Genomic DNA, 25,749 nt, shown 5'->3' with positions numbered 1-25,749 from the left:
TTTGTCCGTATGAAAGACAACGTACGATAAAAGGAGAGAAATTTTATGGAAGTTGTTGGCTGGATTTTAGTAGTAGCCTGCTTTATTATTTCATTTGTTGGTTTAGTCTATCCGATCATTCCAGGTGTCTTATTTTTAGTCGGAGGATTCCTACTATATGGCTTATTTTTCTCCTTCGCAGAGTTAAGCTGGTGGTTCTGGATTATTGAAATATTATTTGTAGTGCTGTTATTTGGCGCAGATACGTTGGCAAATGCATTTGGCATTAAAAAGTTTGGTGGCTCTAGCGCAGGAATGTGGGGAAGCACCATTGGATTATTATTTGGCCCATTCGTCATTCCTGTGGCTGGAATATTAATTGGCCCATTTTTAGGGGCTGTCATAGCCGAATTAATTGTGGAGAAACGAACATTTAGTGAGGCTGTGAAAAGTGGTGTTGGTTCGTTAGTAGGCTTTTTAACTTCTACTATTGCAAAGGCTGTCATTCAAATTGTGATGATTATTGTATTTTTCTTCGCGATTTAATGTCTACGAGTGGGGTTTAATGAATCAAGCTAATGGGTAAGATAGTTAACGTATTGGTTTTTCAGTCAAAAGGCTGAAATCTTCTAAATGAAGTATTTTTCATTGAATGGTTTGACCAATTTTGATAATCTATTGATGTACTAAATATTTCTTATTTTAGGGAGGAACTTAACAATGGCTTACGAATTACCACAATTAACTTACGCTTACGACGCATTAGAGCCACATATCGATGCAAAAACTATGGAAATTCACCATTCTAAACACCACAATACTTATGTAACTAACTTAAACGCAGCAGTAGAAGGTACTGAATTTGCAGAAAAAGACATTAACGACTTAATCGCAAACCTTGACGCTCTTCCAGCTGACAAACAAACTGCTGTACGCAACAACGGTGGCGGACATGCTAACCATACACTATTCTGGGAAGTAATCGCTCCAGGCGGTTCTAATACTCCAGTTGGCGAAGTTGCAAAAGCAATTGATGCGAAATTCGGTTCTTTCGATGCTTTCAAAGAAGAATTTGCAAAAGCTGCTACAACTCGCTTCGGTTCAGGTTGGGCATGGTTAATCGTGGATGGTGACTCAGTTGCTGTTACGTCAACTCCAAACCAAGACTCTCCAGTAATGGAAGGTAAAAAACCAATTCTAGGCCTTGATGTTTGGGAGCATGCATACTACTTAAACTACCAAAACCGTCGTCCAGATTATATTGGTGCTTTCTGGAACGTAGTAAACTGGGATGTAGTAGAAGCTAAATTCCAAGCTGCTAAATAATGATTGAATAGTAAATGGCTATGCTAAGGTGAGAAATCACTAAGGTATAGCCTTTTTTTGTTGGATAAAAATGAAAAAGAAATGGATAGAACAAATAGGGCAACCTTTCCACTTTTGATACCGTCAAATAAATGATGTTTTCCGTAATAATTGTCAAGTGCATGCTTTCCTGTCAAACCTACGAATGGTATACTAAGTATCGTGTATTGAAATGAAAAAAGATAAGGAGGGGAATACATATGCGCAAAGCACCAGGGAAAAATCGCGCAGCGAGTGTTAAAGCAAAACATCACTCTAATTTAACATTTCGTATGAATATCCTTTTCTTTGCAATATTTATCGTATTTTCAATGTTGATTTTTAGACTGGGGTATATGCAAATCGTGAAAGGGGAAGAGTATGTACGACTTTTAGAGAGTACAGAAGAAGTTCCTGTCAATACGAGTGTGCCTCGGGGTAGAATGTATGATCGTTACGGTCGTATTTTAGTAGATAATCACCCAGAAAATGCGATTACGTATACGAAAATGCAAACGACTACAACAGATGAAATGCTAAATATAGCTGAAAAGCTGGCACAATTAATTGAACAACCAACAAATCGTGTCACATTGCGTGATAAACAAGATTTTTGGATTATCAAAAATCATGACGCGGCCTACGAAAAAGTGACAAAGGCAGAAGAAGCTAAAATTCGAGCGAAAGAAAATATTACGACAAGTCAAATCAATGCAGAGGTTGATAAACTAGTACGTGAACGCATTACCAATGAAGAGCTATTGCAATTGTCAGAGAAAGATTTAGAAGTATTAGCAATCTTTAGGGAGATGACATCTGGTTATAATTTATCACCTCAAATTATAAAAAGTGAAAATGTTTCGGCAGATGAATTTGCACGTGTCTCCGAGCGTTTAACGGAACTACCAGGAGTTAACACAACAACAGATTGGAAACGCGTAAAACTATCTTCTCTATCGATTCTTGGTCGTACAACTGTCCCAACAAAAGGGATACCAAAAGAAAAGCTGAATTATTATTTAGCCCGAGATTATTCACGAAATGATCGAGTAGGGGAAAGTTATATTGAGGCGCAGTATGAAGAACTACTCCAAGGTCAAAAAACAGTTGTCAAAAATATTACCAATAAAAAAGGGCAGGTAGTCGATACTATTACAACTTATGAAGGTGAGCCAGGTAAAGATTTAGTTTTATCACTGGATAGTGAGCTACAGGCTGAAACTGAGAAGATTGTAGAAGAAGAACTGCTTAATTTAAAAGCTCTTCCTGGATCGTATTTATTAGATCGTGCCTTTTTAATTATGATGGACCCTCATACAGGGGATGTCTTATCTATGGTTGGTAAGAAAATAGAAAAAAACCCTGAGACGGGGAAAAGTGAAATTGTTGATTATGGATACGGAACATTTACGACAGCTTATGAGGCAGGTTCATCTATTAAGGGAGCAACAGTTCTTACGGGGTACAATCAAGACGTTATCTCAATGGGCACCTCTATGGGGGATGAACCGATTAAATTGGCAGGTACGGATTTTAAAAGCTCCATTTTTAACAGGAGCGGCTATGTGCCAATGAACGATTTAATGGCCCTGGAACGTTCTTCTAACTCCTATATGTTTAAAATTGCACTATTGATTAATAAAACACCTTACAGCTATGGTATGCCATTACGTTTAAAGGATGATACATTCCCCAAAATGCGCAATAATTTTGCACAATTTGGGCTAGGTGTGAAAACAGGCATTGATTTACCAAATGAATTTAGTGGCGTGCGTGGTCCATCAGGTCCAACAATGGGTGGTAAAACATTAGACTTAGCGATTGGTCAGTATGACACGTATACACCTTTACAATTAGCACAATATATTTCAACGATTGCTAACGGTGGTTATCGTATTCAGCCACATGTTGTGAAAGAGGTACGTGATCCATCACAGGATGGCAAGGAGTTAGGGCAATTAGTGACTGAAATAGGACCAACTATCCTCAATCAAATAGATAATCCTAAAGAAGAGATTGACTATGTAAAACAAGGGCTTCGTCGTGTATATACTGGATCATATGGTACGGCTACAAGACAATTTGGTGATGCACCTTATACCGCAGCAGGGAAAACAGGTACTGCAGAGGTAGTTTACTATGGTCCATTACGAGAACATTTTGGTACCAATACGATTACATTAACACATGTTGGCTTTGCGCCGTACGAAAATCCTGAAATTGCTTATGCAGTTGTTATTCCATGGGCAACAACTAATATGAATCAACATTTAGTCAATAACAATGTTATTGCTAGACGTTCTTTAGACAAATACTTTGAATTAAAAGCAAAATATGAAGCTGAAAAAGTAACAGAAAATAATGTGAAACAACCGATTTTACCAGCTATTACAGAGGAAAAAATTGGTGAGGATGAGCAAGAATAAGAAAACCGCTAGGCACTGGGATGCCTAGCGGTTATTTTTTTGGAAGAAGGTAAGCATCACGCAGATAACTGTCGGATGGCTAATTCAAATTGTTCTCTTGGTTTTTCGCCATACAGTTCTAAATTATGATAGAAATACGAAGCTAGCATAAAATCAATCGCTTCTTGTAGTGTTAATTCGCGATGGTCCATAAGCAAAGTTAGATAGGTTTTAAAATAATCGGCATTTTGTACGTTTGCATGTTTCATGACAAAGGTAAAACTCCTCATCCATTACGCCTTATCCATATAATGTCCATATTTTCTCGTTGAAAATCTGTGACATCCTCTGAAGGCTTTATCTTTCCCTTTTCTAAAAATAGGGACTGTACCTAGCTTAGAGGTTGGTACAAAAATATTTACTGAATCAAGATAAAGTATTTCCTGACACAATTGATTATTATAGCATCTTTCCAATCGGAAGCAAATTTTAACTTCTTTCATTTAGAAGTATGCGCTCCTCCAAATATAGAAGAGTGAAATATATAGAGGATTTGCCCTTTCGATGGGTATCCAGTCACTCAGTGTATGTGGAGAAATCCTTCGGGGAACGTCGCGGATTTTGAATGAAAAGAGTAGATGAATTTAAAATCTGGGCACAGCCATGGCAAGGTGAAAATGAATTGTAAATGTATCTTTACAATCGTTTACAAAGCATTACATTCCTTTACATCTCTTTTACGAACCGTTTATACGACTTCAACATTCAGTCATTATAGTAAAGATTGTAAGACAAATAACTATAAAACAGTTCATGACGGAGGCAAATGAGATGAAAAAGTGGAAGTACTTAACGATGACAGCAGTAATGGGTTCTGCATTAATGCTAGGTGCATGTGGTAGCGATTCTGCACAAAATGGAAACAATACTGAAACGAACGCACCTGCTAGTTCAGGACAAGAAGCTGCTGATGAAAAGCTACAAGGCTCTGTAGCTGGAGATGGCTCATCAACAGTTGCACCAATTATTGAGGCAGTTGTTGAAGAGTATGCAGGCGCACAACCAGATGTCAAAGTATCAGTAGGGGTTTCTGGTACAGGTGGTGGTTTTGAAAAATTCATCGCAGGTGAAACAGACTTTTCAAATGCATCTCGTAATATAAAAGATGAAGAGAAAGCGAAATTAGGAGAAGCTGGTATTGATTATACAGAGCTAGCTCTAGCATATGATGGTTTATCAGTAGTCGTGAATCCAGAAAATGATTGGGCGAAAGATTTAACTGTAGAACAATTACAAAAGATATGGATTGAAGATGGAAAAGAGAAGAAATGGTCGGACATTGATCCATCTTGGCCAGATGAGAAAATCGTTTACTATTCACCAGGTACTGATTCAGGCACATACGATTACTTTGATGAAATCATTTTAGATGGAGCTGATCTAGTAAGCTCAGCAACATTATCAGAGGATGATAATATGCTAGTTCAAGGTGTATCAGGTGACAAAAACGCGATCGGATTCTTCGGTTATGCTTACTATCTAGAAAATAAAGATAAATTAAATATCGTTAAAGTAAATGGTGTAGAGCCAAATAATGAAACAATTGAAGCTGGTGAATATACACCACTTTCACGCCCACTTTTCACATATGTGAAAAATAGCGCTATGAAAGATAACGAAGCAGCATATGATTTCATTAAATTTACATTAGAAAACGCAGGTGATATGGCTGAGGCTGTTGGCTATGTTCGTTTACCTGAAGAAAAATATACTGAAGGCTTAAAAACTTTAGAAGGCTTAAAATAAGTAGACATGCATAGAGGGAAAGAGATGTATGCTCTTTCCCTCCCTTATTTGAAAGGAGCTCCCAATGGTTTCTCAAAAGGAAAATAAGACCTCATCTGTGCAGCAATTAATTGCAAATTCGCGCAATCATAAAACTAAGAAAATAGTGGAAAAAGCAATGCCAGCTCTATTATTTTCTGCAGCAATTATCTCTATTTTAACGACATTTGGCATTGTTTTCACCCTTATTTTTGAAACGTTTGAATTCTTCAAACGTGTGTCGATAACGGATTTCCTTTTTGGGACGAAGTGGTTACCGTTTTCGGGGAATGAACCGTTATTTGGAATTTTGCCGTTAATCGCTGGTACATTAAAAGTGACACTTATTGCAGTTGTAGTAGCCGTGCCATTTGGAATTGCTTCAGCTATCTATTTAAGTGAATATGCAAGTGAAAAAACAAGACGTATTGTGAAACCTATTTTAGAGGTTTTAGCAGGTGTACCGACTATCGTTTACGGATTCTTTGCTTTAACGTTTGTCACACCTTTATTACAAGAAATTGTACCTGGACTTAAATTATTTAATGCACTTAGCCCAGGGATTGTTGTAGGGATTATGATTTTACCAATGATTACATCTCTATCTGAGGATGCCATGTCTTCAGTACCAAATAGTATGCGCGAAGGGGCTTTAGCTCTAGGTGCAACAAAATTTGAGGTAGCCATTAAAGTAGTTCTGCCTGCTGCCCTATCCGGCATTATCGCCTCTATAGTATTAGCTATTTCCCGGGCAATTGGAGAAACGATGATTGTGTCGCTTGCAGGTGGCTCAACACCGAAATTTGATCTCAATGTGACGGATTCTATCCAAACAATGACAGCATACATCGTACAAGTTTCAACTGGTGATGCAGGTTATGGAACTACTATTTACTACTCCATCTATTCTGTTGGATTTACACTATTTATCTTTACGCTAGTAATGAATTTACTGGCTCACTATATTTCGAAACGCTTCAGGGAGGTTTACTAGATGCGCTATATGGATGACACAGCCGTCATGAAACGAATGACAAAGCGTATTACATTCAATAAAGTTTGGAAAACCTTATTTTTCTTAGCTACTACGTTTGCGCTTGTTACCTTAGCTATTTTGCTTTACCGCATAGTGACACAAGGAATTGACTATTTAAATATTGATTTCTTAACGAATTTTGCATCACGTTTTGCAGATAAAGCAGGTGTCAAAGCTGCCCTAATTGGTTCACTTTGGTTAATGGCAGTTGTAGCGCCAGTATCCATTATTTTAGGTGTAGGTACGGCAATATATTTAGAGGAGTACGCAAAGAAAAATAGAATCAACGACTTTATTCGTATGAATATCTCAAATCTAGCGGGTGTACCTTCCATCGTTTTTGGATTACTAGGTTTAACTATTTTTGTACGCATGATGGGTTTAGGAAAAAGCGTTTTAGCTGCTGGCTTAACAATGAGTTTATTAATTCTACCTGTCATTATTGTAGCGGCACAAGAGGCCATTCGTGCTGTACCCAACGAGCAACGAGAAGCTTCATATGGGATGGGCGCAACAAAATGGCAAACGATTTTACGAGTGGTACTTCCAGCCGCTATTCCCGGTATTTTGACAGGAAGTATTTTGGCTATGTCCCGTGCCATTGGGGAGACAGCGCCACTTGTTGTCATTGGAATTCCAGTCATTCTACAATTTTTGCCGAATGGTTTACTAAGCCAATTCACAGCCCTACCGATGCAAATCTATGATTGGGCAAAACGTCCGCAAGAAGCATTTCAGTATGTGGCCGCAGCTGGTATTTTAGTGCTTATGACTGTTCTTCTATTGATGAACTCTATTGCCATCTTTATTCGAAATAAATTCCAAAAACGTTATTAATGAGGTGACCTTATGGTACTAGATTTAAAAGAGGAAAAAACAATTGTCAAATTGAATCAAGCGACGACGAAATCTTCCGCTGATATAGCGAAAAATATTGTTTATGATACACGTAACTTGAATTTATGGTACGGTGATCATCAAGGCCTAAAGGATATTAATTTAAGTATTTATGAAAATGAAGTAACGGCGATTATCGGTCCTTCTGGCTGTGGTAAATCTACGTATTTAAAAACATTAAACAGAATGGTAGAGCTTGTTCCTAGCGTTCGTACATCTGGTGAAATTTTATACCGTGAGCGTAATATTTTAAATAAAAACTATACGGTAGAGGAATTAAGAACACGCGTAGGAATGGTGTTCCAAAAGCCAAACCCGTTCCCAAAATCTATTTATGATAATATCGCGTATGGACCAAGAATTCATGGCATTAAAAATAAAAAGATTTTAGATGAAATCGTTGAGAAGTCTCTAAGAGGAGCAGCTATTTGGGATGAGGTCAAAGATCGTTTAAATCAAAATGCCTATGGATTATCTGGTGGTCAGCAGCAGCGTATTTGTATTGCAAGATGCCTAGCGATTGAACCGGATGTCATTTTAATGGATGAGCCAACATCTGCATTAGACCCAATTTCTACATTAAAAGTGGAAGAGCTTGTGCAAGAGTTGAAAAAAGACTATTCCATTATCATTGTGACGCATAATATGCAGCAAGCTGCACGTATCTCTGATCGAACAGCGTTCTTCCTGAGTGGAGAAGTGGTAGAATACGATAAAACAGATATCATCTTCCAAACACCATCCGATCAACGTACGGAAGATTATATCTCAGGACGTTTCGGCTAAGGAGGAGCAATCGATGGTAGTACGTGAGCGTTTTGAACAGGAGTTAAAAGAAGTTCAGGGGCAATTTATTGCACTTGCCAATAGCAGCATTTTTGCATTAAAAACAGCTTTTGAGGCATTAGTCGAACAGGATTTAGAAAAAGCATTGAAAATACTTGAGGACGATTTAATCATAAATCGGCTAGAAGAAGAAATAAATGATCATGTGATTCTTATGATTGCTAAGCAACAACCTGTAGCTACTGATTTACGTCGTCTCATGGTCCTTGTGAAAGCAGCAGCAGATATGGAAAGAGTGGGCGATTATGCTGTGAATATCGCTAAAGAAGCAATTCGAATTGGAAAAGAACCGATTGTGTTCCCTATGACAAATCTACAAACAATGTGCAATAAAACTGTAGAAATGCTAGAGAGCATTATGAAGGCCTTTACAGAGGAAGATACCGTTCGTGCTAAAGAAATCGCTGAATTAGATGATTATGTGGATGATTTATACGGAGCTACGGTTACACTTTTGCTGCGTGCAGGCGTGGAAGACCCCGCACATATTTCTCAAATTACCCATCTAACATTTATTTGCCGATATTTAGAGCGCTCTGCAGATCATGCTACTAATATTGCGGAGCATCTTTTTTACTTAGTGAAAGGCAAGCATTATGAATTAAATAATTAAAGAAGAAGAGCTATTTGCTAGCTCTTCTTTTCATTTGAAAAAAATAATGAGAAGCAGCAACATTGTGTTTTTATGTGGCGTCTATATAGCGAGCGTTTTGTATTGTCAAAAAAATTTTTTGGTTATACTATAGACAATATCCAAAAAAACGTGGTGCTTAGGAGGTGCTGCTTCGTGAAAGACGCGATAGAATCACTCATAGAAAAGTTTAATCAAGATATGTCACTAGAACAACGTAATTATTTACGTTTTCTCTATGAAAACTTACATCTTGAGGAATTAAGCAGCAGGGAACAACATTATTTTATTGACTATTTTTTAAAGAGTGAACCATTACGAAAAATGGCAGCATTTGCATTAGAATTAGCAGACATTCTGCATGAGGTTCGTGAAAATATTCCCGCTATCGAAAAGGCTGAGAGACTGGCTAATGGCAAGGAGCAGCGTTTGTATTACGAACGGAAATGGTCAGAGCTAAGACGTCAAAAGCTCAAACAGCAAACAACAAAAAATGGCAATGTGTTTTATATACCCTTTCACGACTACAAACAGGATCCTGGGCCCATAATTATTTGTTTAGAGCAGACGACAGGGATGGAAGCTTATTCAGAGCTATGTAAAAGCATGATTTTACCGTTATTTATGAATGCCCATCGCGAAAATCGCGATTTATATATCATCCCATATGACCGGCAAATCAATGTTCACTATCGCTTTGAAAATGGTCATTTAAATTTAGCTGATTTTAAGAGCTTTATTGAATATAAAGCTAAAGGAGAAGCTGAGCTTTTGCCTGTTCTACAGTTTGTCAGATCAATATTGCATGAAAATCAACTAGTCACCGAAGCAGAAGTCATTATATTTACAGAGGGCACTCCTATAGATGGACAGCATCTCGTCAGTAAGCAAGCCAAAGTGATGCTGGAGGAAATGAAACGAAAATACCTTGCTGAATTTTCGGTCATTGCAATGCATGAAGATAATTTTAATGAACAACAATTTTGGTTTGCCAATAAGGCTTTCTTTGCGGATGATGCCATACAATAACAGAAAGGGGCTAACCTTTACGGAAGGTCAGCTCCTTTTTATTGGAGATACATAGGTACTAAAAGGAGATATACATGGATTCATTACATTGGATTATACCTAAATTTACAGTCCCAACTTGGATGGATGTCTTAGTAGCGATTATTATTTGTATAGTTGGTTGGCTGATTCAACGATTTATCATAAAAAAGATCATTAATCGCCTGGTCATCTTTTTAAGAAATCGCCACCGAAATTTCCAAGCCAATGTGCTTGCACAATTTAGTAAAGCCATTGGCTATGCATTTATGACAGCAGTCATTGTGCTTAGCTTATCTTATTTAATAGAAGTTCCTTTATTTACGCATAAATCAACGAAAAATTTTGTATTGTCTATTATGGTGTTTTTTGCTTTTAAGGGCGTATATGACGTTTTAAATTTCTATACAAAGCAGCCACTTCAATTAACTAGCGAAGAGGACCAAAATGTACTATTACCTTTTTTCCTACGAATTGGTAAAGTACTCATTATGATTTTTGCCATGTTTACCATCGCATCATTTTGGAACTTTAATCTGAATGGCTTTTTAACAGGGATTGGTTTAACGGGAGTAGCGATTGCTTTTGGAATTCGAGATACGTTAGCCCATGTGTTTGGTGGTATGTCCGTGGCACTTGATAATCCATTTCAAATTGGCGATTGGATTGCGACCGAAGATCAAAAAATCGAAGGGACGATTGAAGATATTAATCTTCGCAGTACCTTAATTCAAACAGGAGACAAAGGCCTTGTCTATGTGCCAAACTCTTATTTGGTTAATCGTCCCATTTACAACTTATCGAGACGAGAGAAGCGTAAATGTGAGCAATATTTATATGTAGCTGCTACAAATGAAGAAGACACAATACGCAGTGCCTTAACAGCTATTCATAAGGAAATTTATTTACATGCTAACACAGAGAAAGACATGATCCATGTTTATATTGATGAATTTCATTATGACAGGTATCGTGTGCTTATTCGCTTCTTCGTTGCTACGAACGATACAGCAGTCATGCTAGAGGTACGCCAGGAAATTTTCTTTGCCATTCGCCAAATTGTGGAGGAGCTATCAATTACTTTAGCAGCCCCAGAGGACGATGAAGGACCGAGAAAGAAAAAATAAATTGAATTGTAAGATAGTTTGCATTACAATATAACCTAGTAATCAGCGTTGATGAAGAGTAGTAGCTATTAGTATTTGTCATAGAGAGCTAGTGGTTGGTGGAAACTAGTACAAATAAATAGTGAATGGACTTCGGAGCTCTAATTCTGAACTACTAGTATGGATTAGCGTATGCCTACGTTATAAGGCTTAGAGAGGGTCTTTTTATTGACCAATGAAGGTGGCACCACGGCTTTTCCGTCCTTTTGTGATGGAAAGGCCTTTTTATATGGATTTTGGTGTAGAAGAGCAGAGCTTAGAGAAGGAGAGAAGAGAATGACAGTTGAGATGAGAAAGTATGCCATGAAAGTATTACAGGGTGATATGATGACCCCTATCTCTGTCTATCAATCATTGAAGGGGCAGCATAAAATGCTGTTCGAATCGTCAGCCAAGCATGAGGAAAGTGGACGCTACTCCTTTATTGCAGTTGATCCAGTGGCTGAATTAAAAGGAAATAATGAGGGGTATACCTTTATTAAAGGACTGGAAAAGGAAAAATCGAATGGGAATGTACTCGATTATTTAAAGCGAGTGATGCCGTTCCATGAAGAAACGTATCCATTCCATTTTTTTGGAGGCGCCATCGGTTTCTTTGGATATGAAACAGCTTTTTATACAGAAAAAATCGGTGAATATTTACAGGATGAATTAGCCATGCCTGATGTCCATGTTTTTTTCTATGACACATTTATTGTATTTGATCATATGACACAGAAAATTACATTGGCTTCAATAGATTTATTTAGAGAAGGGCGTTCCTTCGAAGAGATGAAAGCATCTATTTCAAAGATGGAGCAGCAGCTATACAAGGGGACAGCTTTTGCTGCCCTCAAAGTAGATAGTCTTGATTTTAAGCCAATGATTTCGAAGGAGCAATTTGTCGCTTTAGTGGAGCGTGCGAAGCAACATATTTTGAAAGGGGATATTTTCCAAATAGTGCTATCCCAACGGTTCTCAGCCTCGTTTACAGGCTCACCTTTTGCGCTATACCGACAATTACGGACCTCCAATCCCTCTCCATATATGTTCTACATGGATTATGGGTCCTATATTATTTTAGGAACATCTCCAGAAAGCCTTGTAAAAGTTAAAAATCGGCAGGTGACGACAAATCCAATCGCTGGTACCAAGCCGCGTGGTGTGACAAAGGAGCAGGATGAAGCCATTGCCAATGCGCTATTGGAGGATGAAAAAGAAGTGGCAGAACATCGTATGCTCGTGGATTTAGGTCGCAATGATCTTGGTCGCATTGCAAAGGTGGGGTCTGTAAGGCTGATGAAATTCATGCATATTGAACGCTATAAATATGTCATGCATATTGTATCTGAGGTATTAGCAGACCTACGTGACGACCTCCAAGTTTTGGATGTCCTTCGTGCTTGTTTACCTGCGGGCACAGTGTCAGGAGCACCAAAGATTCGTGCGATGCAGCTTATAAATGAATTAGAGCCTGTAAAGCGTGGCGTCTATGCAGGAGCTGTTGGGTATATATCTACGACAGGTGATATGGATTTAGCCCTTGCTATTCGTACCATGATTATTAAAGATGGGAAAGCTCATGTACAGGCAGGTGCAGGTATTGTTCACGACTCTGTTCCATTATCTGAATATGAGGAAACGCTGAATAAAGCTCGAGCACTATTGGAGGTAAAAAAATGATTTTATTAATTGATAATTATGATTCCTTTACCTACAATCTATTTCAACAAATAAGCATGCTTGGGAAAAACGTTAAAGTTGTGAGGAATGATGCTATTACAATAGAAGAAATTCAAAAAATGTCACCGGAAGCTATTGTTTTATCTCCCGGACCAGGAACACCAGCGGAAGCAGGTATTACAGTTAATGTTATTAAGGAGCTATATCGAAAATTTCCTATATTAGGGATTTGTCTTGGACATCAATCCATTGGGTACGCATTTGGAGCAAACATCGTGCAGGCTCAAACCATCATGCATGGCAAGCTGTCACATCTACAATATGAACAAACGGGTTTGTTTGCACAATTAGATGGAGATATTCAAGTAATGCGCTACCACTCTCTCGTTATTGAAGAACCTTCATTACACAGTGATTTTCACATTATCGCAACAGCAGGTGATGACGAGGAGATTATGGCTATACAACACAAAAAATATCCTCTTTACGGTTTGCAATTTCATCCTGAATCTATCGGTACAAAAGAGGGAAGTAGAATGATGCAAGCCTTCTTTGAAAGTATTGCTTAAATAAAAAAAGCTGTCGCCTCCTAATTTGGATCTAGCGACAGCTTTTCTTTATTGTTTTTTACCTGTAATTAATTTCGCAATTTCCTCTAAAGACATGGAGGAATTTACTTCATAGGATCCAATTTGTAAGCTTCGTGCATATTTTGCGTTTGCGAGTAGTAACTCCATTTCAACGCTATTAGAAATAATACCACCGTCTTCAAGCTTTTGGGCGACAATATATGGTGTAATTCCACTATATATTTGCAATGTCATTGTTGTACCATCCGCATTTGTATCTTCTTTAACAGATGGTTCTGAAGAAACAGCAGTAGTAGTTTCTTCAGTAGTATGTACTTGTTTGACTTGTTTTTTCAGCGTAGCAATTTCTTGATTGGCCTGATGAAGCTTATTTTGTAGCTCTTCAACTTGCTGTTGGTTGGAAGAATCTTTTTCAGGTAGTCCAATGTTCACATCAAATCGACTTGCAAGAGCAAGTAAGGCACCGACTAGAAAAATGGCTAGGCCAAATGAGCGAATGGAAGACGTATTCATACATTAACGCCCCCCATTTGCAATCACTTGACGAACTTGTTCTTCTGTTAAATTTGAGCGGATACTAATATCGCCTACTGAAAGTCCTTGTTTATTCAATTCGAGCACCTGACTTACAATTATTTGATGAATCGGCTTTACTTGTGATGGATTAGGCGCAACTTTTGAAGCTTGTGCCGCTTGTTGGACGGCTTGCATGACTTGTTGTACTTTAGGACTTTGGACGCTAGGATTAGGTTTAGGTGTTGAGTTTGATTTTACTTGAAACTCTGGCTCTAATAGTAGCTCTTCCTCTACAATTTTTAAACGGCGCTTTAAATTATTCGTTTCTTGGAAAATGGAGATAGATAATTCTTCGACATCTTTCTCGACTTTTTTCGAGCTATTTTTGAAAAAGAACGATACTATCATCAAAAGAATCCCAAAAATCATTAGTATGATGGATAAATCCAATAGTTTCACCTCGTTGTAGTATGTAATTATAAGATATTTTACCATATGCAAACTTAATATGAAATGAAGGTAGATTTTTTTTCAGTTTGTGTTATAATAGGTTAGTCGTATAAATCATGCTCAAATTTAAATTCTTGATATAGAGTGGGAGGGTTAATGATGCGCGTAAACATTACTTTAGCTTGCACAGATTGCGGCGAACGTAACTACATTTCTAAAAAGAACAAGCGTAACAATCCAGAGCGTCTTGAACTTAAAAAATATTGCTCTCGCGAGAAGAAATACACTCTTCACCGTGAAACTAAGTAATTGCTCATTAAGCCAAAACCACAAGTGGTTTTGGCTTTCTACATTTTATGAATGATTGAGGTTTTACTATATAGGAGGTAGCCCGCATGGATAAAACAACATTACGAAACAAGGTACGAGAAACACTTGCGATGATAAATGAAGAAGTTTATCGCAGACAATCTAAAGCTGTAGTGCAAAGGGTGCTACAGGAACCATATATAATAGAAGCAAATACGATCGGCATTACCATTTCAAATCAGCCAGAAGTCGACACAATTCTTTTAATTGAAGAACTTTGGCAGCTTGGGAAAAAGGTCGCTGTGCCAAAGTGCCACCCCAAAACAAGAGAAATGACATTTTACGCCATTGAATCGTTTGCTCAGCTTGAAACAGTATATATGCATTTGCGTGAGCCTATTCCCGAACGATGTGAGTTAGTTGACGCAAATGAGATGGATATTATCTTGGTACCAGGAGTTGTTTTTGATCGATTAGGCTATCGAATAGGATATGGCGGTGGTTATTATGATCGCTATGTATTAAACTATAAAAAGGGTAAATTGATGTCATTACTTTTTGACGAGCAGATCGTTAATCGTGTTCCTATGGAAGAACATGATTGCCCTGTAGACATCATAGTGACACCGACAGAACGCATTGACTGTCTAGCACATCGAGGAGCGAGCGAAAATGGATAAAATGTTAGATATTTATGAACTCTTGAAAACCTATGGTACTTATATTTATACAAGGGACCCTATTGGCGATTTGATGTTAATGGAGGATGAAATAAAAGAGCTCTATAAAGCGAATGTACTAGACATAAAAGATTACCAAATGGCATTATTACTAATTCGACAAGAAACGACAAGACTTCGTATGGAAGAGAATAAAAAGTAACGTTTGAAATATAATGTAATGGGGTATTGTAAAATTAATGTAACATGTATGTAATATTCTTAAAAACAGTGGGTTTCCGCTGTTTTTATGTTTTTACGAAACTTTTTACAATGTAAAACGTATATATAGATATCTGGTGCATATACGAGCAAGGAGAGTAAAATTTCTAAAAGATATGTGTTGATTATCTGTAAAAAAAGGATTAAGATATATTTTGTTTCAGTAACAAAATGTAAAAAATTATTATTTTTTTGTAAGGAAGTAGGGAGGATGTTAGGAATGAGATCAATAAAGTGGCCTAAACATTCATTTATGATACTAGCAATTATAGCAACTTGGATCAAAACGGTCATTGTTTACCACACGAGCTTTGAGATGAAAATTGAAAATGCAATGCAACAATTTATTTTGTTTATTAACCCATTAAGTTTCTTGCTATTTACGTATGGTTTAGCACTTTTCTTTAAATCAGCAAAAGCTAGAAATCGTTATTTAATTACAGTCAGCATTATTTTATCAATAGTCCTTTACGGAAATGTAGCGTTCTATCGTTTTTATAATGATTTTATAACACTACCGGTATTATTCCAAACAAGTAACTTTAGTGACTTAGGAACTTCAGTAGCAGCCATTGTAGAGCCTTGGGATGTATTGTATTTTGTTGATGTACTTATTTTAATCTTAGCAAATAAATTTATACCAAAAATGAAAAATTCGTTTAAAGTAAATGTGGAATTCCGTCGTGCATTTTTTGTGCTGGCAATCGCTATGTCATTCTTAAACTTAGGTTTAGCTGAAACAGAGCGTCCACAATTATTAACACGTAGTTTTGACCGCGAATTACTTGTAAAAAATATTGGTACGTACAATTACCATCTGTATGATATTTATATTCAAACAAAATCATCTGCCCAACGTGCGCTAGCGGACGGTAGTGAATTAGTTGAAGTAAACAACTATGTTCGCTCTAATCAGGCAGCAGTTAACCCAGAAATGTTTGGGAAGTATAAAGGTCGCAACTTAATTGTTGTGTCTATGGAGTCTTTACAAAACTTTGTTATTAACAATGATATGAATGGACATGAAGTTACGCCATTCTTAAACTCTTTAACAAAAGATAAAGATACGTATTATTTCAGTAACTTCTACCACCAAACAGGTCTAGGAAAAACATCTGACTCTGAGTTTATTGTAGAAAATTCATTGTTTGGTTTAGGACGTGGAGCAGTATTCTTCACACACGGTGGAAATACGTATAACTCAATGGCAGAGCGCCTTGGGGAAAATGGTTACTTTACTAATGTCATGCACCCTAATAATAAATCATTCTGGAATCGTGACATCATGTATCAATCTTTAAAAATCAATAAGTTCTACGATATAGATTCTTATACGGTAGAAGAAGGGCAAGCTGTGAACTGGGGAATGAAGGATACGCCATTCTTAGAGCAATCTGCAGCGTTAATGAAAGATATGCCGCAACCATTCTACTCAAGACTTATTACGTTAACGAACCACTATCCATTTACATTGGATCCGGAAGATATTATGATTCCTGAGTATGATTCGAACTCAGGGACATTAAATCGCTACTTCCAAACAGTACGCTATATGGATGAAGCTTTAAAAGATTTCTTCCAACAATTGAAAGATCAAGGTGTTTATGATAATTCAATTATTGTCATGTATGGTGACCACTACGGTATTTCAGAAAACCATAATAAAGCAATGGCACAATATTTAGGAAAAGATCAAATTACACCATTTGATAATGCATTACTACAGGAAGTACCTTTATTCATCCATATCCCAGGATCTGACGATGGGAAAGAAATGACTGAAATAGCTGGGCAAATGGATTTACGTCCAACGATTTTACACCTACTAGGCATTGAAACGTCAAAAGATATGCAAATGGGTGCAGATTTATTCTCTCCAGAGCATGAAAACTTCGTAGTGTTCCGTGATGGACGCTTTATCACAGATAAATATGTGTATGCGGGAGAAGCTTGCTATGATAAATCAACTGGCGAAGAAATAGAAGTTGAGCCATGTCAGCCATACGCTGATCGTGCAACAATGGAGCTAGAAAATTCCGACGCCATTATCAATGGAGACCTTCTTCGATTCTATGATGAGAAGACAGGTAATTTAAAACAAGAATCCGTTAAGTAAACAAAGGGAGATCTCGTTATGAGATCTCTCTTTTTACTTTATACAATTGACAAATTTGTTGAAGTGATTATAATTAGTGTAAATATCTGCATAACGAAGATTTGTTTTTCACATTTCGGAGTATAAGAGTCAAAGGCATGGAAAAGAACAAGTAACTTTAATAGAACTGACAGAGAGTAGCCAGTAGCTGAGAGGCGCAAGGGATATTAAAGTGAATACATCTTGGAGCTGCGTACCGAAATTCTAGTAGGCTACGACGGGTTTGCATCCGTAATCATTGCAATAGTATCGCCGCGGCTGTACTAATGGAGGAGTGCTATTTGAGTAGCTCTCGAAAAAAGGTGGTACCACGTTCATTAACGTCCTTAGGATTTAATCCTAAGGGCGTTTTTTGCATCTGGACGTCCTATTACGACATTAGGGCGACAGCAGTCCTTTTAGAAACTCTTATAGATCTTGCAATATTAATTTTTAATATTACAAGGAGATGTTTTGTATGTTTTTAACACCAAAGGAGCAGTTAGCTATTATTAAAAAAGGTGCTAACAAAATTGTTGATGAACTCGAGCTACTACAAAAATTAGAGCGCTCATTTCAAGAGAAAAAACCCTTAACAATTAAGTTAGGGCTCGATCCATCCGCACCAGATATTCATTTGGGCCACGCAGTTGTGTTACGAAAAATAAAACAGCTGCAAGATTTAGGGCATCATGCTGTCATTGTCATTGGCGATTTTACCGGCCGTATTGGTGATCCTACAGGAAAATCTAAGGGACGTGTGGCATTAAGTGATGAATTGGTGGGGGAAAATGCCAAAACATATTGTGAGCAAATTTTTAAAGTGTTAGATGAAGAAAAAACGACTATCCGATTCAATAGTGAATGGTTAGCAAAATTAAATTTTGAAGAAGTTATCCAGCTGGCAGCCACTACCTCTGTTGCCCGTATTTTAGAGCGTGAAGACTTCCAAAAGCGTTACCATCAGCAAATACCAATTGGTATGCATGAATTTTTTTACCCCCTCATGCAGGCGTATGATTCTGTAGAATTAAAAGCTGACATTGAATTAGGGGGAACCGATCAAACGTTCAATATTCTCATGGGACGCACCTTGCAAAGGCATCGTGGGCTAGAAAAACAAATTGCTATTTTTATGCCATTACTTGAAGGGTTAGATGGTGTGGAAAAAATGAGTAAAAGCTTGGGGAATTATATTGGTATCCATGAAGCACCCGAAGTTATGTTTAAAAAAATAATGGAAATACCAGATTCGCTCATTATCAAATATTTTGAATTAGCAACAGATGAGCATCCACTTCAAGTGCAGGCCATTCAAGAAAGACTTCGAATGGGGGAGAACCCTCGTGACTTAAAACTACACTTAGCAGAAATAGTGACAGCCTTGTATCACGGTCACGCTGCTACGATGGATGCAAAATCCTATTTTGAAGCTGCTTTTCAAAAGAAGGTTATTCCAACTAACATTCCTACATTGCTACTTGAAATTGATAAAGAACGAATAGAGGATATCATTCCGCAATTAATTTCTATCCATTTTATTCAGAGCAAAAGTGATTTTTTAAGGCTCATTAAGCAAAATGGGGTTTCCTTGAATGGAGAAAAAATGGCTGCGGACGATCTATCTCGCGTATTAATGAATGAGGATGTCCTACAAATTGGTAAGAAGAGATTTCTAAAATTAAATAAGTAAAATCAGATAATATTCAAGAAAAAAAGAGCAATCTCAAATCGAGACTGCTCTTTTTTCTGTCTAAATTTTAGTGTAATTTTGGTGGGTAACCGCTATGAACGATTGTCATGATGACAAACCATCCAAACACGACAGCACTTAATAAGTTGAAAACAACGCTTAAAAGGTTCTTTTCTTTAATTGCTTGGAATGTACCAACTACAGCTAAAATCGCTACTAGACCAAAAATAACCATTAATAAGTTCATTAAAATAGACACTCCTTTCGACATCAGAAAATGAATGTCGTAAACAATATTCCTCCTTAATTGTAAACGTTCTACCTGTTTTTGTCGAGAACTAATATAGCGCAAACTATGAACATTTATCGTCAAATTGTGGCAAAGCCTGTATAATAGAAAAATGAGGTGATATCTATGATGAACGTACGAAGTTTTTCTCTTGGTCCAGTCCAAACGAATTGCTATATCGTATCGAATAAAGACAAAGAATGTATCGTTTTTGATCCAGGTGAAGAAGCGGAGCGTCTTCTTAAAACAATCCGTAGCAATGGCCTAAAGCCGCTAGCCATTTTCTTAACACATGCACATTTTGACCATATTGGTGCGGTGGATGCGGTTCGGGAAGCATTTAATATACCTGTATGGATTCATGAAAAAGAGGTCAGCTGGCTAGGAGATCCAGAAAAGAACGGCTCTAGTAAATATGCTGCATTACCAGATTATAGGGTAGCTGCACCTGCTCAAGACACTATCATTAAAAAAGAGCAACAATTCGAAATAAGCAATTTTGTTTTTCAAGCAGTATTTACACCAGGACATTCACCTGGTAGCATTTCTTATGTATTTGAAAAAGACGGCTTTGCGATTGTGGGAGACACATTATTTGAACAGGGCGTAGGACGGACGGATTTAATTGGTGGGTCCACCAAAATATTATTAGCATCTATTCATGACAAATTATTAACACTACCTGAGGATACAATCATTTATCCTGGTCATGGGAATTATACAACTGTCAGTGCAGAAATGGAAACTAATCCGTTTTTAAATGGGTTTTAAAATACCAATGCCCATAAAAAAAGCGTATCTCGTAAATGAGATACGCTTTTTTAGTTGTATTAATGACCGCCACCAGGTACGTGAATGAATGTTGTATAGTACGTGAAGCCAGCGAAGAATACAGTTAAATATGCTCCGAAAATGTACATGTACATACGTTCTGAAAGGTTTAAGAAGCCTAATAATAAGAATAAACCTGTATTACCTAAGAATAATAGCGATACCTCGTTCATACCACCAAGGTAGAACATAACGGCAAAAATACCTGTCCAGAATGCCATAACTTTATACATATTATCCATGAAATTTCCCCTCCTTTTGCCCACGACACAATAATCTCTTACTCATTATAAATGATATGAAAGGTGTCTGTAAACTGGAACTTATGCGTCTTTGTGACAAACAAATGGATTTTTTAACTAGCTTTCGATTTCTGTCACGTTTATTTCATATTTACATAAATCACAATTATGTATCATACTCTCAATTTGTACAAATTCATTGTTTGAAAATAACGCATCTAACTGCCCTTTTAAATAGGATTCATGTAAGGAGCAGACTATCTCCGAATAAGTTGTAAGTTGCTCTTGGAATGGACAATTGAAAATGGAGAATATCACCTTTTTGCCATGTTCTGTTTGTTGAATTTGTGGAACATAGCCAATTAATGCGGCATTGTCAGTTAATAGTTGAAGCTTCTCGTCGAAGGAAAGGGAATTATTGATGGTCAATTCAGCGTTCATATTTTGTTTCATTTGCTGATAACCATCTTGATAGCTAATTTCCTGACATTTTTCTAAGACAGATGGTCCAAGCTCTTCCACTAATTGAATCGTCCATTTCAGTAAACGGTCTTCATCACGTCTAGGAAATGATAATGATACACCTTTCTCTGAAGCTTTATACACACGGCCAGGTCTTCCACCCTTACCTGTTTTCACATAGTCTGCGGAAATAATATTAATTTCTGAAAGCTTTGTTAAATGAAGTCGAGCGACATTTGGATGGATGCTAAACTGATCAGCAATATGTTGGACGGTCACTGTTTTTTTCTCTTGCAATATGTACTCATAAATAGAGTATCTTGTTTCATCAGCTAAAGTGCTGGTAATTTTCAATGGATGGATCATATGCTTCACCTCATTAGTTTTTTTATAAAATTATGTTCGTCTACCAAGTGTTAGGAAAATAATCATGTTCATTCTATTATATTCCATTATTGAAAAAGATACAGTTCATTTCGACATAAATATTAATTTTTTCATGTATGTATCTTCTTTTTTAGTGGGAAATTGCACTTTATCCACATTTCTATAGCAAAAAAACATGAATGATGGGAAATTTTATAACAAATTTTTATTTTCAGAAAAGGGCTTTTCTCGTAGGAAGATCCTATTTATACTAGGAAATAACGAATAGTGCGGTCATATTCGAATGAACTAGAAAAGGGGTGCATATATGCAGAATTTTGAAATAGTGGTTGAACAAAAATGTGAGCAACTTTTACTAAAAGCCTATCATTTTGGGGCAACCGATTTATTATTGGTGCCAGGCAACGTGAATTATCAGGTCTATTTTCGTAAATATGATAAGCTGCTTCACGCAGGTGAACTTCCCAACGATCTTACGGAACGGATGATATCCTATTATAAGTTTCTTGCACAATTAGATATAAGTGAGCGTCGTAAGCCCCAAAGCGGCTCCTTCCAAAAGGCGATGGAACAACAGCCATATGCTTTTCGAGTATCTACACTGCCTTCCGTATTTTTAAAAGAAAGTCTCATTATCCGCTTGCTTCTCCAAAATCATTCTTTTCCACTAACTTCCTTATCTTTTTTTAAAAGCTCAGCTTACAAATTAATGGAACTTGTGCAAAATCGACAAGGCCTTTTGTTTTTTACAGGGGCGACAGGCTCTGGTAAGTCCACTTCTCTCTATTCCTTAATACATTACTGTTCTACAGAATTAAATAGGCATGCAATTTCCTTGGAAGACCCAGTAGAAAATAACCAAGCAAATTTACTTCAAATTCAAGTGAATGAACGAGCAGGCGTTACATACGCTTCGGGATTAAAAGCTATATTAAGGCATTCACCTGATGTAATCATGATTGGAGAAATTCGTGATAAAGAAACAGCAAAAGTTGCAATCGAGGCAAGCTTGACAGGGCATTTAGTCGTTTCAACCATTCATGCGAAGGATTCTCTTAGCTGTCTTTACCGTTTAATGGACTTAGGGGTATCAATAGATGAGATTAGGCAAACTGTCATCGGTATTGTTGCCCAAGTTCTTTTTCAGTCTTCAGATTTACAGGACGAACGTCGTGCGTTGTACGAGATTTTATCGGATGTTCATCTCAATCAGGCCATAACCGCTATTCAAAATAAGGGGAATTTTCGACTACCCCACGAATTAACATTAAAGGGACAAAAAGAATTAGTGGAGAGCCATTATGCTGCTACAAACATATATCGGTAAATTCCAATTATATTACAACAGAGCTACCAAGTGGCGTGTAAAGGAGCAAGCAAGATTTATTCAACGTTTATCTGTATTAATGCAGGAGGGCTATTTATTTCCACAGGCTATGTCGATGCTATTACCTCATCATATAGAAGATCATGAAATTATTCAGCAACAAATTAATGAAAAACTAAGACAAGGGGAGGGGGTAACAAGCATATTGGAAACATTACACCTTGCTAAACATCATCTAGTAGCGATTAAAGTGGCAGAAAACAACGGGCGTATGCTTGATGTATTAAAAGGTGTGGCAAAGCAAATGATTGTCAGTGAGCAGACAAAGAAAAAGCTAATCAAATTGCTTATCTATCCTGTCATGCTAATTTCATTTTTATTGATACTATTTTTTATATTCCGAACAATTTTCTTGCCTAATATTGAAAAAATGGTGTCAAGCCGTTCGATTGAAGGTGAGAAGTCAAGCTTGGCTCTATCTAAAATATTACTGCATGTCCCCGATTACGTGATGCTAACATCTTCGATTGTGATAGTCAGCTTATTAATAGTACATTTCTTTCTTAAGCGCCAACCCATTCCTCTACAACTATCAATACGATTAAAAATCCCGCTTTATCAATTCTATATTCGATTGTCGTGGACAAGACAATTTGCTGCTTATTTAGGGAGTTTACTACAGAGTGGTTTTTCATTGCAGGCTAGTCTTCAAATTCTAGAGGAACAATCCTTTCAGCCTTTTCTACAGTATTTGTCGCGGCAAATTAAAGAAAGGGTAATCTTTGGAGAATCATTGACGCAAGCAGTACAGATTGTGTCTATTTTTCACAGGGATTTTGCTACTTTTGTAGAGCATGGAGAACAAAGTGGTTATTTAGGGAAGGAACTTACTTTGTATAGCGAATTACTAATGGAAAAGCAGGAGCTTCTATTGCATAAGTTACTAGCCTTCATTCAACCAAGCTTTTTTATTGTTATTGCTATATGTATTCTAGCCGCTTATGTTAGTTTACTATTACCAATTTATCAGATGATTGATTTAGTTTAGGAGGAGCAAGATGAAACAAATCAAACAACAAAATGGCTTTACTTTAATCGAAATGCTGATTGTTTTGTTAATTATATCAATCCTTATTTTAATTACAATTCCAAATGTTACGAAGCACTTTGCTACGATTGATGAGAAGGGCTGTGCGGCCTATATTAATATGGTGCAGGGGCAAGTAGAGGCCTATAGAGTGGATTTTATGACATTTCCGACCCTTGAGGATTTAGTGAAGGAGGGCTATTTGAAAGAAAATGAAACAACTTGCCCTAATAAAGAAGAAATAGTCATTACGATTAAAGGAGAGGTACGCTTAGCAAATGCTGATGCAGGTACTCAAGGATAATGAGGGAGCGACAAAATGAGTTGGGCTTTACGATTCTCGAAATGCTAATTGTTTTATTCCTTGTTATGAGTCTAACAGCCATTGTGAGCAAATTTTCTATAAAATTAGCGGAGTCAAAGGAATTAGACCGTTTTTTTACACAAATTCAACTAGATATTCAGTATATTCAAACCTATAGCATGAACCAGCGACAATATATCGCGATGAAATTTGAAAGCTCTACAAGGCGCTACGTTATTCAAAAAGATGCTTTTTCCAATCTATATGTCCGACCCTTTCCAAAAGGAGTTGAATTTTCCCCCGATGAGAGCTCTATTTATACGATTGTTTATAATGTAAATGGCAATGTCAGGTCCGCGGGCACTATTGCCTTTCACACACCACAGGGAAAGAAAAAGGTCATCATTACATTAGGACGAGGGAGAGCAAGAATTGAATGAATCAGGCTATTCTTTTGTTGAATCGATTTTGGCTATGGGTATCTTAATGTTACTTTGCGGCTCCTTATTGCCCATTAGCTACACGATGAAAACGAATCTTATGAATAAAAAAATGGAAATGATTGCAGCTGAAACAGCTTACGAGGGCATGAAGCTATTTCAAGCTGTACAACAAACTGAGGGTACAAGAATCATTGAAGAAGTTGAGTATCAATGGGTGTTTAATGGTGAAGAGATTTGTGTTCGTTTTCACAATATACTCAAGCAACGACAAAAATGTATTCTCCTTACAGGTAATAGCAATGAATAATGAGAAGGGCTATACCTTACTAGAAGCGATGTTTCAATTAATTGTGTTTACGCTTATTTCTCATCTTTTTGTCCTAATTATGCTGTGGTATGCTGAAATGACCTCAACTATGCAATCGGATGAACAGGCGAAATGGGAGCTGTTTGTGTATGATTTCAATAAAGGTCTAAAGGATATTTTAGCGTTCTCCGTACGAGAGGATCAAAAAAGAATATCTTTTCAGACTAGGGAAACAGTCCACTATATTGATTGCTATCGTACTATTATTCGTGAACAAGTAAATGGAGGACATGTTCCCATGCTAAATGGCATCCATAAATGTCACTTTACCTATAGCGAAAATAGGCTGACTGTGTCGGTGGAAATGCCTAGTGGTATGAAAAAGGAGCGAACCTTCTATGTGCCAATTATTGAAAAATGACAGAGGGGCTATATTTTTAATCGCAATTGCATTATTATTTCTTGTAACTACTTTTCTTCTTGCGTATTGTATGTCATATGAAATGCAATTTCGAACTTATGACGGGCTCGAAAAATTGAATGTTAAAGCTACGATAAATTTATTGGGACAAATTTTGTCAGACAGTGTAGAATCGTAGT

30 protein-coding genes and 2 other annotated features are annotated in these 25,749 nt (G+C 37.1%); of the genes, 24 read left to right on the top strand and 6 right to left on the bottom strand.

Features of this window, described 5'->3' with window-relative positions:
- Nucleotides 1-45 precede the first annotated feature (45 nt).
- From A2J09_RS10780 to A2J09_RS10770, 3 genes are all read left to right on the top strand, one after another.
- The gene (locus A2J09_RS10780) at nt 46-525 is read left to right on the top strand and encodes a DUF456 domain-containing protein (protein WP_012295185.1); all 480 of its coding nucleotides are present in this window, start codon (nt 46-48) and stop codon (nt 523-525) included.
- 174 nt (nt 526-699) lie between these two features.
- On the top strand, nt 700-1,305 hold the full coding sequence (locus tag A2J09_RS10775; protein ID WP_012295184.1) for a superoxide dismutase: 606 nt from the start codon (nt 700-702) through the stop codon (nt 1,303-1,305).
- A gap of 239 nt (nt 1,306-1,544) precedes the next feature.
- Entirely contained in the window at nt 1,545-3,749 is a 2,205-nt protein-coding gene (locus tag A2J09_RS10770; protein WP_036162131.1) for a peptidoglycan D,D-transpeptidase FtsI family protein, read from the top strand.
- A 56-nt stretch (nt 3,750-3,805) separates the two neighbouring features.
- On the opposite strand, the gene A2J09_RS10765 is transcribed toward A2J09_RS10770, so the two are convergent.
- Nucleotides 3,806-3,997 carry a hypothetical protein gene (locus A2J09_RS10765; protein WP_012295181.1) on the bottom strand — a complete coding sequence of 64 codons (192 nt, stop codon included), beginning with the start codon at nt 3,995-3,997 and terminating at the stop codon, nt 3,806-3,808.
- 562 nt (nt 3,998-4,559) lie between these two features.
- Between A2J09_RS10765 and A2J09_RS10755 the strand changes: the two genes are divergently transcribed.
- From A2J09_RS10755 to A2J09_RS10715, 9 genes are all read left to right on the top strand, one after another.
- A complete protein-coding gene (locus A2J09_RS10755) occupies nt 4,560-5,534 on the top strand; it encodes a PstS family phosphate ABC transporter substrate-binding protein (protein WP_031416968.1) in 975 nt (324 codons plus the stop codon).
- 64 nt (nt 5,535-5,598) lie between these two features.
- Entirely contained in the window at nt 5,599-6,546 is a 948-nt protein-coding gene (pstC, locus tag A2J09_RS10750) for a phosphate ABC transporter permease subunit PstC (protein ID WP_025116033.1), read from the top strand.
- Nucleotides 6,547-7,425: a phosphate ABC transporter permease PstA gene (pstA, locus tag A2J09_RS10745; protein WP_012295178.1), complete on the top strand. Its 879-nt coding sequence runs from the start codon at nt 6,547-6,549 to the stop codon at nt 7,423-7,425. It abuts the gene before it with no gap.
- Between the two features lie 12 nt (nt 7,426-7,437).
- The gene (gene pstB, locus A2J09_RS10740; protein ID WP_012295177.1) at nt 7,438-8,271 is read left to right on the top strand and encodes a phosphate ABC transporter ATP-binding protein PstB; all 834 of its coding nucleotides are present in this window, start codon (nt 7,438-7,440) and stop codon (nt 8,269-8,271) included.
- A gap of 13 nt (nt 8,272-8,284) precedes the next feature.
- Nucleotides 8,285-8,944: a phosphate signaling complex protein PhoU gene (gene phoU / locus A2J09_RS10735; protein ID WP_012295176.1), complete on the top strand. Its 660-nt coding sequence runs from the start codon at nt 8,285-8,287 to the stop codon at nt 8,942-8,944.
- Nucleotides 8,945-9,118: 174 nt separating this feature from the next.
- Nucleotides 9,119-9,991, top strand: coding sequence for a vWA domain-containing protein (locus A2J09_RS10730; RefSeq protein ID WP_031416967.1), 873 nt, complete (start codon nt 9,119-9,121; stop codon nt 9,989-9,991).
- 74 nt (nt 9,992-10,065) lie between these two features.
- Nucleotides 10,066-11,136, top strand: a complete 1,071-nt coding sequence (locus A2J09_RS10725) for a mechanosensitive ion channel family protein (RefSeq protein WP_031416966.1) — start codon at nt 10,066-10,068, stop codon at nt 11,134-11,136.
- Nucleotides 11,137-11,175: 39 nt separating this feature from the next.
- Nucleotides 11,176-11,384 (top strand) — a binding site (T-box leader).
- Between the two features lie 67 nt (nt 11,385-11,451).
- Nucleotides 11,452-12,837, top strand: a complete 1,386-nt coding sequence (gene trpE / locus A2J09_RS10720; protein ID WP_031416965.1) for an anthranilate synthase component I — start codon at nt 11,452-11,454, stop codon at nt 12,835-12,837.
- The gene (locus A2J09_RS10715; RefSeq protein ID WP_012295171.1) at nt 12,834-13,406 is read left to right on the top strand and encodes an anthranilate synthase component II; all 573 of its coding nucleotides are present in this window, start codon (nt 12,834-12,836) and stop codon (nt 13,404-13,406) included. Before trpE ends, A2J09_RS10715 begins: the two co-directional genes overlap by 4 nt.
- Before the next feature lie 48 nt (nt 13,407-13,454).
- Here the strand turns inward: A2J09_RS10715 and A2J09_RS10710 are convergent, their stop codons facing one another.
- On the bottom strand, nt 13,455-13,940 hold the full coding sequence (locus A2J09_RS10710; protein WP_036162126.1) for a hypothetical protein: 486 nt from the start codon (nt 13,938-13,940) through the stop codon (nt 13,455-13,457).
- Nucleotides 13,941-13,943: 3 nt separating this feature from the next.
- Nucleotides 13,944-14,402 (bottom strand): hypothetical protein, encoded by a 459-nt coding sequence (locus tag A2J09_RS10705; RefSeq protein ID WP_012295169.1) that lies wholly within the window; start codon nt 14,400-14,402, stop codon nt 13,944-13,946.
- Nucleotides 14,403-14,552: 150 nt separating this feature from the next.
- Here A2J09_RS10705 and rpmG point away from each other — a divergent pair, with 150 nt between their 5' ends.
- The 5 genes from rpmG (at nt 14,553) to tyrS (ending at nt 19,470) form a co-directional block, all read left to right on the top strand.
- Entirely contained in the window at nt 14,553-14,702 is a 150-nt protein-coding gene (rpmG, locus tag A2J09_RS23025; RefSeq protein WP_008408521.1) for a 50S ribosomal protein L33, read from the top strand.
- An 86-nt stretch (nt 14,703-14,788) separates the two neighbouring features.
- Complete coding sequence (locus A2J09_RS10700) at nt 14,789-15,382, top strand: 5-formyltetrahydrofolate cyclo-ligase (RefSeq protein WP_012295168.1); 594 nt, start codon at nt 14,789-14,791, stop codon at nt 15,380-15,382.
- Complete coding sequence (locus tag A2J09_RS10695) at nt 15,375-15,584, top strand: YqgQ family protein (RefSeq protein WP_036162123.1); 210 nt, start codon at nt 15,375-15,377, stop codon at nt 15,582-15,584. The genes A2J09_RS10700 and A2J09_RS10695 overlap by 8 nt, the downstream gene beginning before the upstream one ends.
- Nucleotides 15,585-15,863: 279 nt before the next feature.
- Nucleotides 15,864-17,759, top strand: a complete 1,896-nt coding sequence (locus A2J09_RS10690; RefSeq protein ID WP_036162118.1) for an LTA synthase family protein — start codon at nt 15,864-15,866, stop codon at nt 17,757-17,759.
- Nucleotides 17,760-17,888: 129 nt separating this feature from the next.
- Nucleotides 17,889-18,129, top strand: a binding site (T-box leader).
- A 126-nt stretch (nt 18,130-18,255) separates the two neighbouring features.
- Complete coding sequence (tyrS, locus tag A2J09_RS10685; protein ID WP_012295165.1) at nt 18,256-19,470, top strand: tyrosine--tRNA ligase; 1,215 nt, start codon at nt 18,256-18,258, stop codon at nt 19,468-19,470.
- Between the two features lie 67 nt (nt 19,471-19,537).
- Here tyrS and A2J09_RS10680 read toward each other — a convergent pair whose 3' ends face one another.
- Nucleotides 19,538-19,717, bottom strand: a complete 180-nt coding sequence (locus A2J09_RS10680; protein ID WP_031416957.1) for a DUF2759 domain-containing protein — start codon at nt 19,715-19,717, stop codon at nt 19,538-19,540.
- Nucleotides 19,718-19,885: 168 nt separating this feature from the next.
- On the opposite strand from A2J09_RS10680, the gene A2J09_RS10675 reads away from it, so the two are divergent.
- Complete coding sequence (locus A2J09_RS10675) at nt 19,886-20,530, top strand: MBL fold metallo-hydrolase (protein WP_012295163.1); 645 nt, start codon at nt 19,886-19,888, stop codon at nt 20,528-20,530.
- Between the two features lie 59 nt (nt 20,531-20,589).
- Here the strand turns inward: A2J09_RS10675 and A2J09_RS10670 are convergent, their stop codons facing one another.
- Both A2J09_RS10670 and A2J09_RS10665 read right to left on the bottom strand, forming a co-directional pair.
- Complete coding sequence (locus A2J09_RS10670; RefSeq protein ID WP_004231035.1) at nt 20,590-20,832, bottom strand: DUF2626 family protein; 243 nt, start codon at nt 20,830-20,832, stop codon at nt 20,590-20,592.
- Between the two features lie 117 nt (nt 20,833-20,949).
- Complete coding sequence (locus tag A2J09_RS10665; RefSeq protein ID WP_012295162.1) at nt 20,950-21,660, bottom strand: helix-turn-helix transcriptional regulator; 711 nt, start codon at nt 21,658-21,660, stop codon at nt 20,950-20,952.
- Nucleotides 21,661-21,988: 328 nt separating this feature from the next.
- On the opposite strand from A2J09_RS10665, the gene comGA reads away from it, so the two are divergent.
- The 6 genes from comGA to comGF are packed head-to-tail and all read left to right on the top strand — an operon-like array spanning nt 21,989 to nt 25,570.
- Nucleotides 21,989-23,008 (top strand): competence type IV pilus ATPase ComGA, encoded by a 1,020-nt coding sequence (gene comGA / locus A2J09_RS10660; RefSeq protein ID WP_012295161.1) that lies wholly within the window; start codon nt 21,989-21,991, stop codon nt 23,006-23,008.
- Nucleotides 22,983-24,056: a competence type IV pilus assembly protein ComGB gene (gene comGB / locus A2J09_RS10655; protein WP_012295160.1), complete on the top strand. Its 1,074-nt coding sequence runs from the start codon at nt 22,983-22,985 to the stop codon at nt 24,054-24,056. The genes comGA and comGB overlap by 26 nt, the downstream gene beginning before the upstream one ends.
- Before the next feature lie 10 nt (nt 24,057-24,066).
- Nucleotides 24,067-24,399, top strand: a complete 333-nt coding sequence (comGC, locus tag A2J09_RS10650; protein WP_012295159.1) for a competence type IV pilus major pilin ComGC — start codon at nt 24,067-24,069, stop codon at nt 24,397-24,399.
- A complete protein-coding gene (gene comGD, locus A2J09_RS10645; RefSeq protein ID WP_012295158.1) occupies nt 24,399-24,839 on the top strand; it encodes a competence type IV pilus minor pilin ComGD in 441 nt (146 codons plus the stop codon). Before comGC ends, comGD begins: the two co-directional genes overlap by 1 nt.
- Complete coding sequence (locus tag A2J09_RS10640) at nt 24,832-25,149, top strand: hypothetical protein (RefSeq protein WP_012295157.1); 318 nt, start codon at nt 24,832-24,834, stop codon at nt 25,147-25,149. Before comGD ends, A2J09_RS10640 begins: the two co-directional genes overlap by 8 nt.
- A complete protein-coding gene (gene comGF, locus A2J09_RS10635) occupies nt 25,142-25,570 on the top strand; it encodes a competence type IV pilus minor pilin ComGF (RefSeq protein ID WP_012295156.1) in 429 nt (142 codons plus the stop codon). The genes A2J09_RS10640 and comGF overlap by 8 nt, the downstream gene beginning before the upstream one ends.
- Nucleotides 25,571-25,749 lie beyond the last annotated feature (179 nt).

This window comes from Lysinibacillus sphaericus (assembly GCF_001629735.1).
GTDB lineage: Bacteria > Bacillota > Bacilli > Bacillales_A > Planococcaceae > Lysinibacillus > Lysinibacillus pinottii.
Note: the sequence above shows the minus strand (reverse complement) of the source record. Positions and strands in the feature narration are given on the sequence as shown.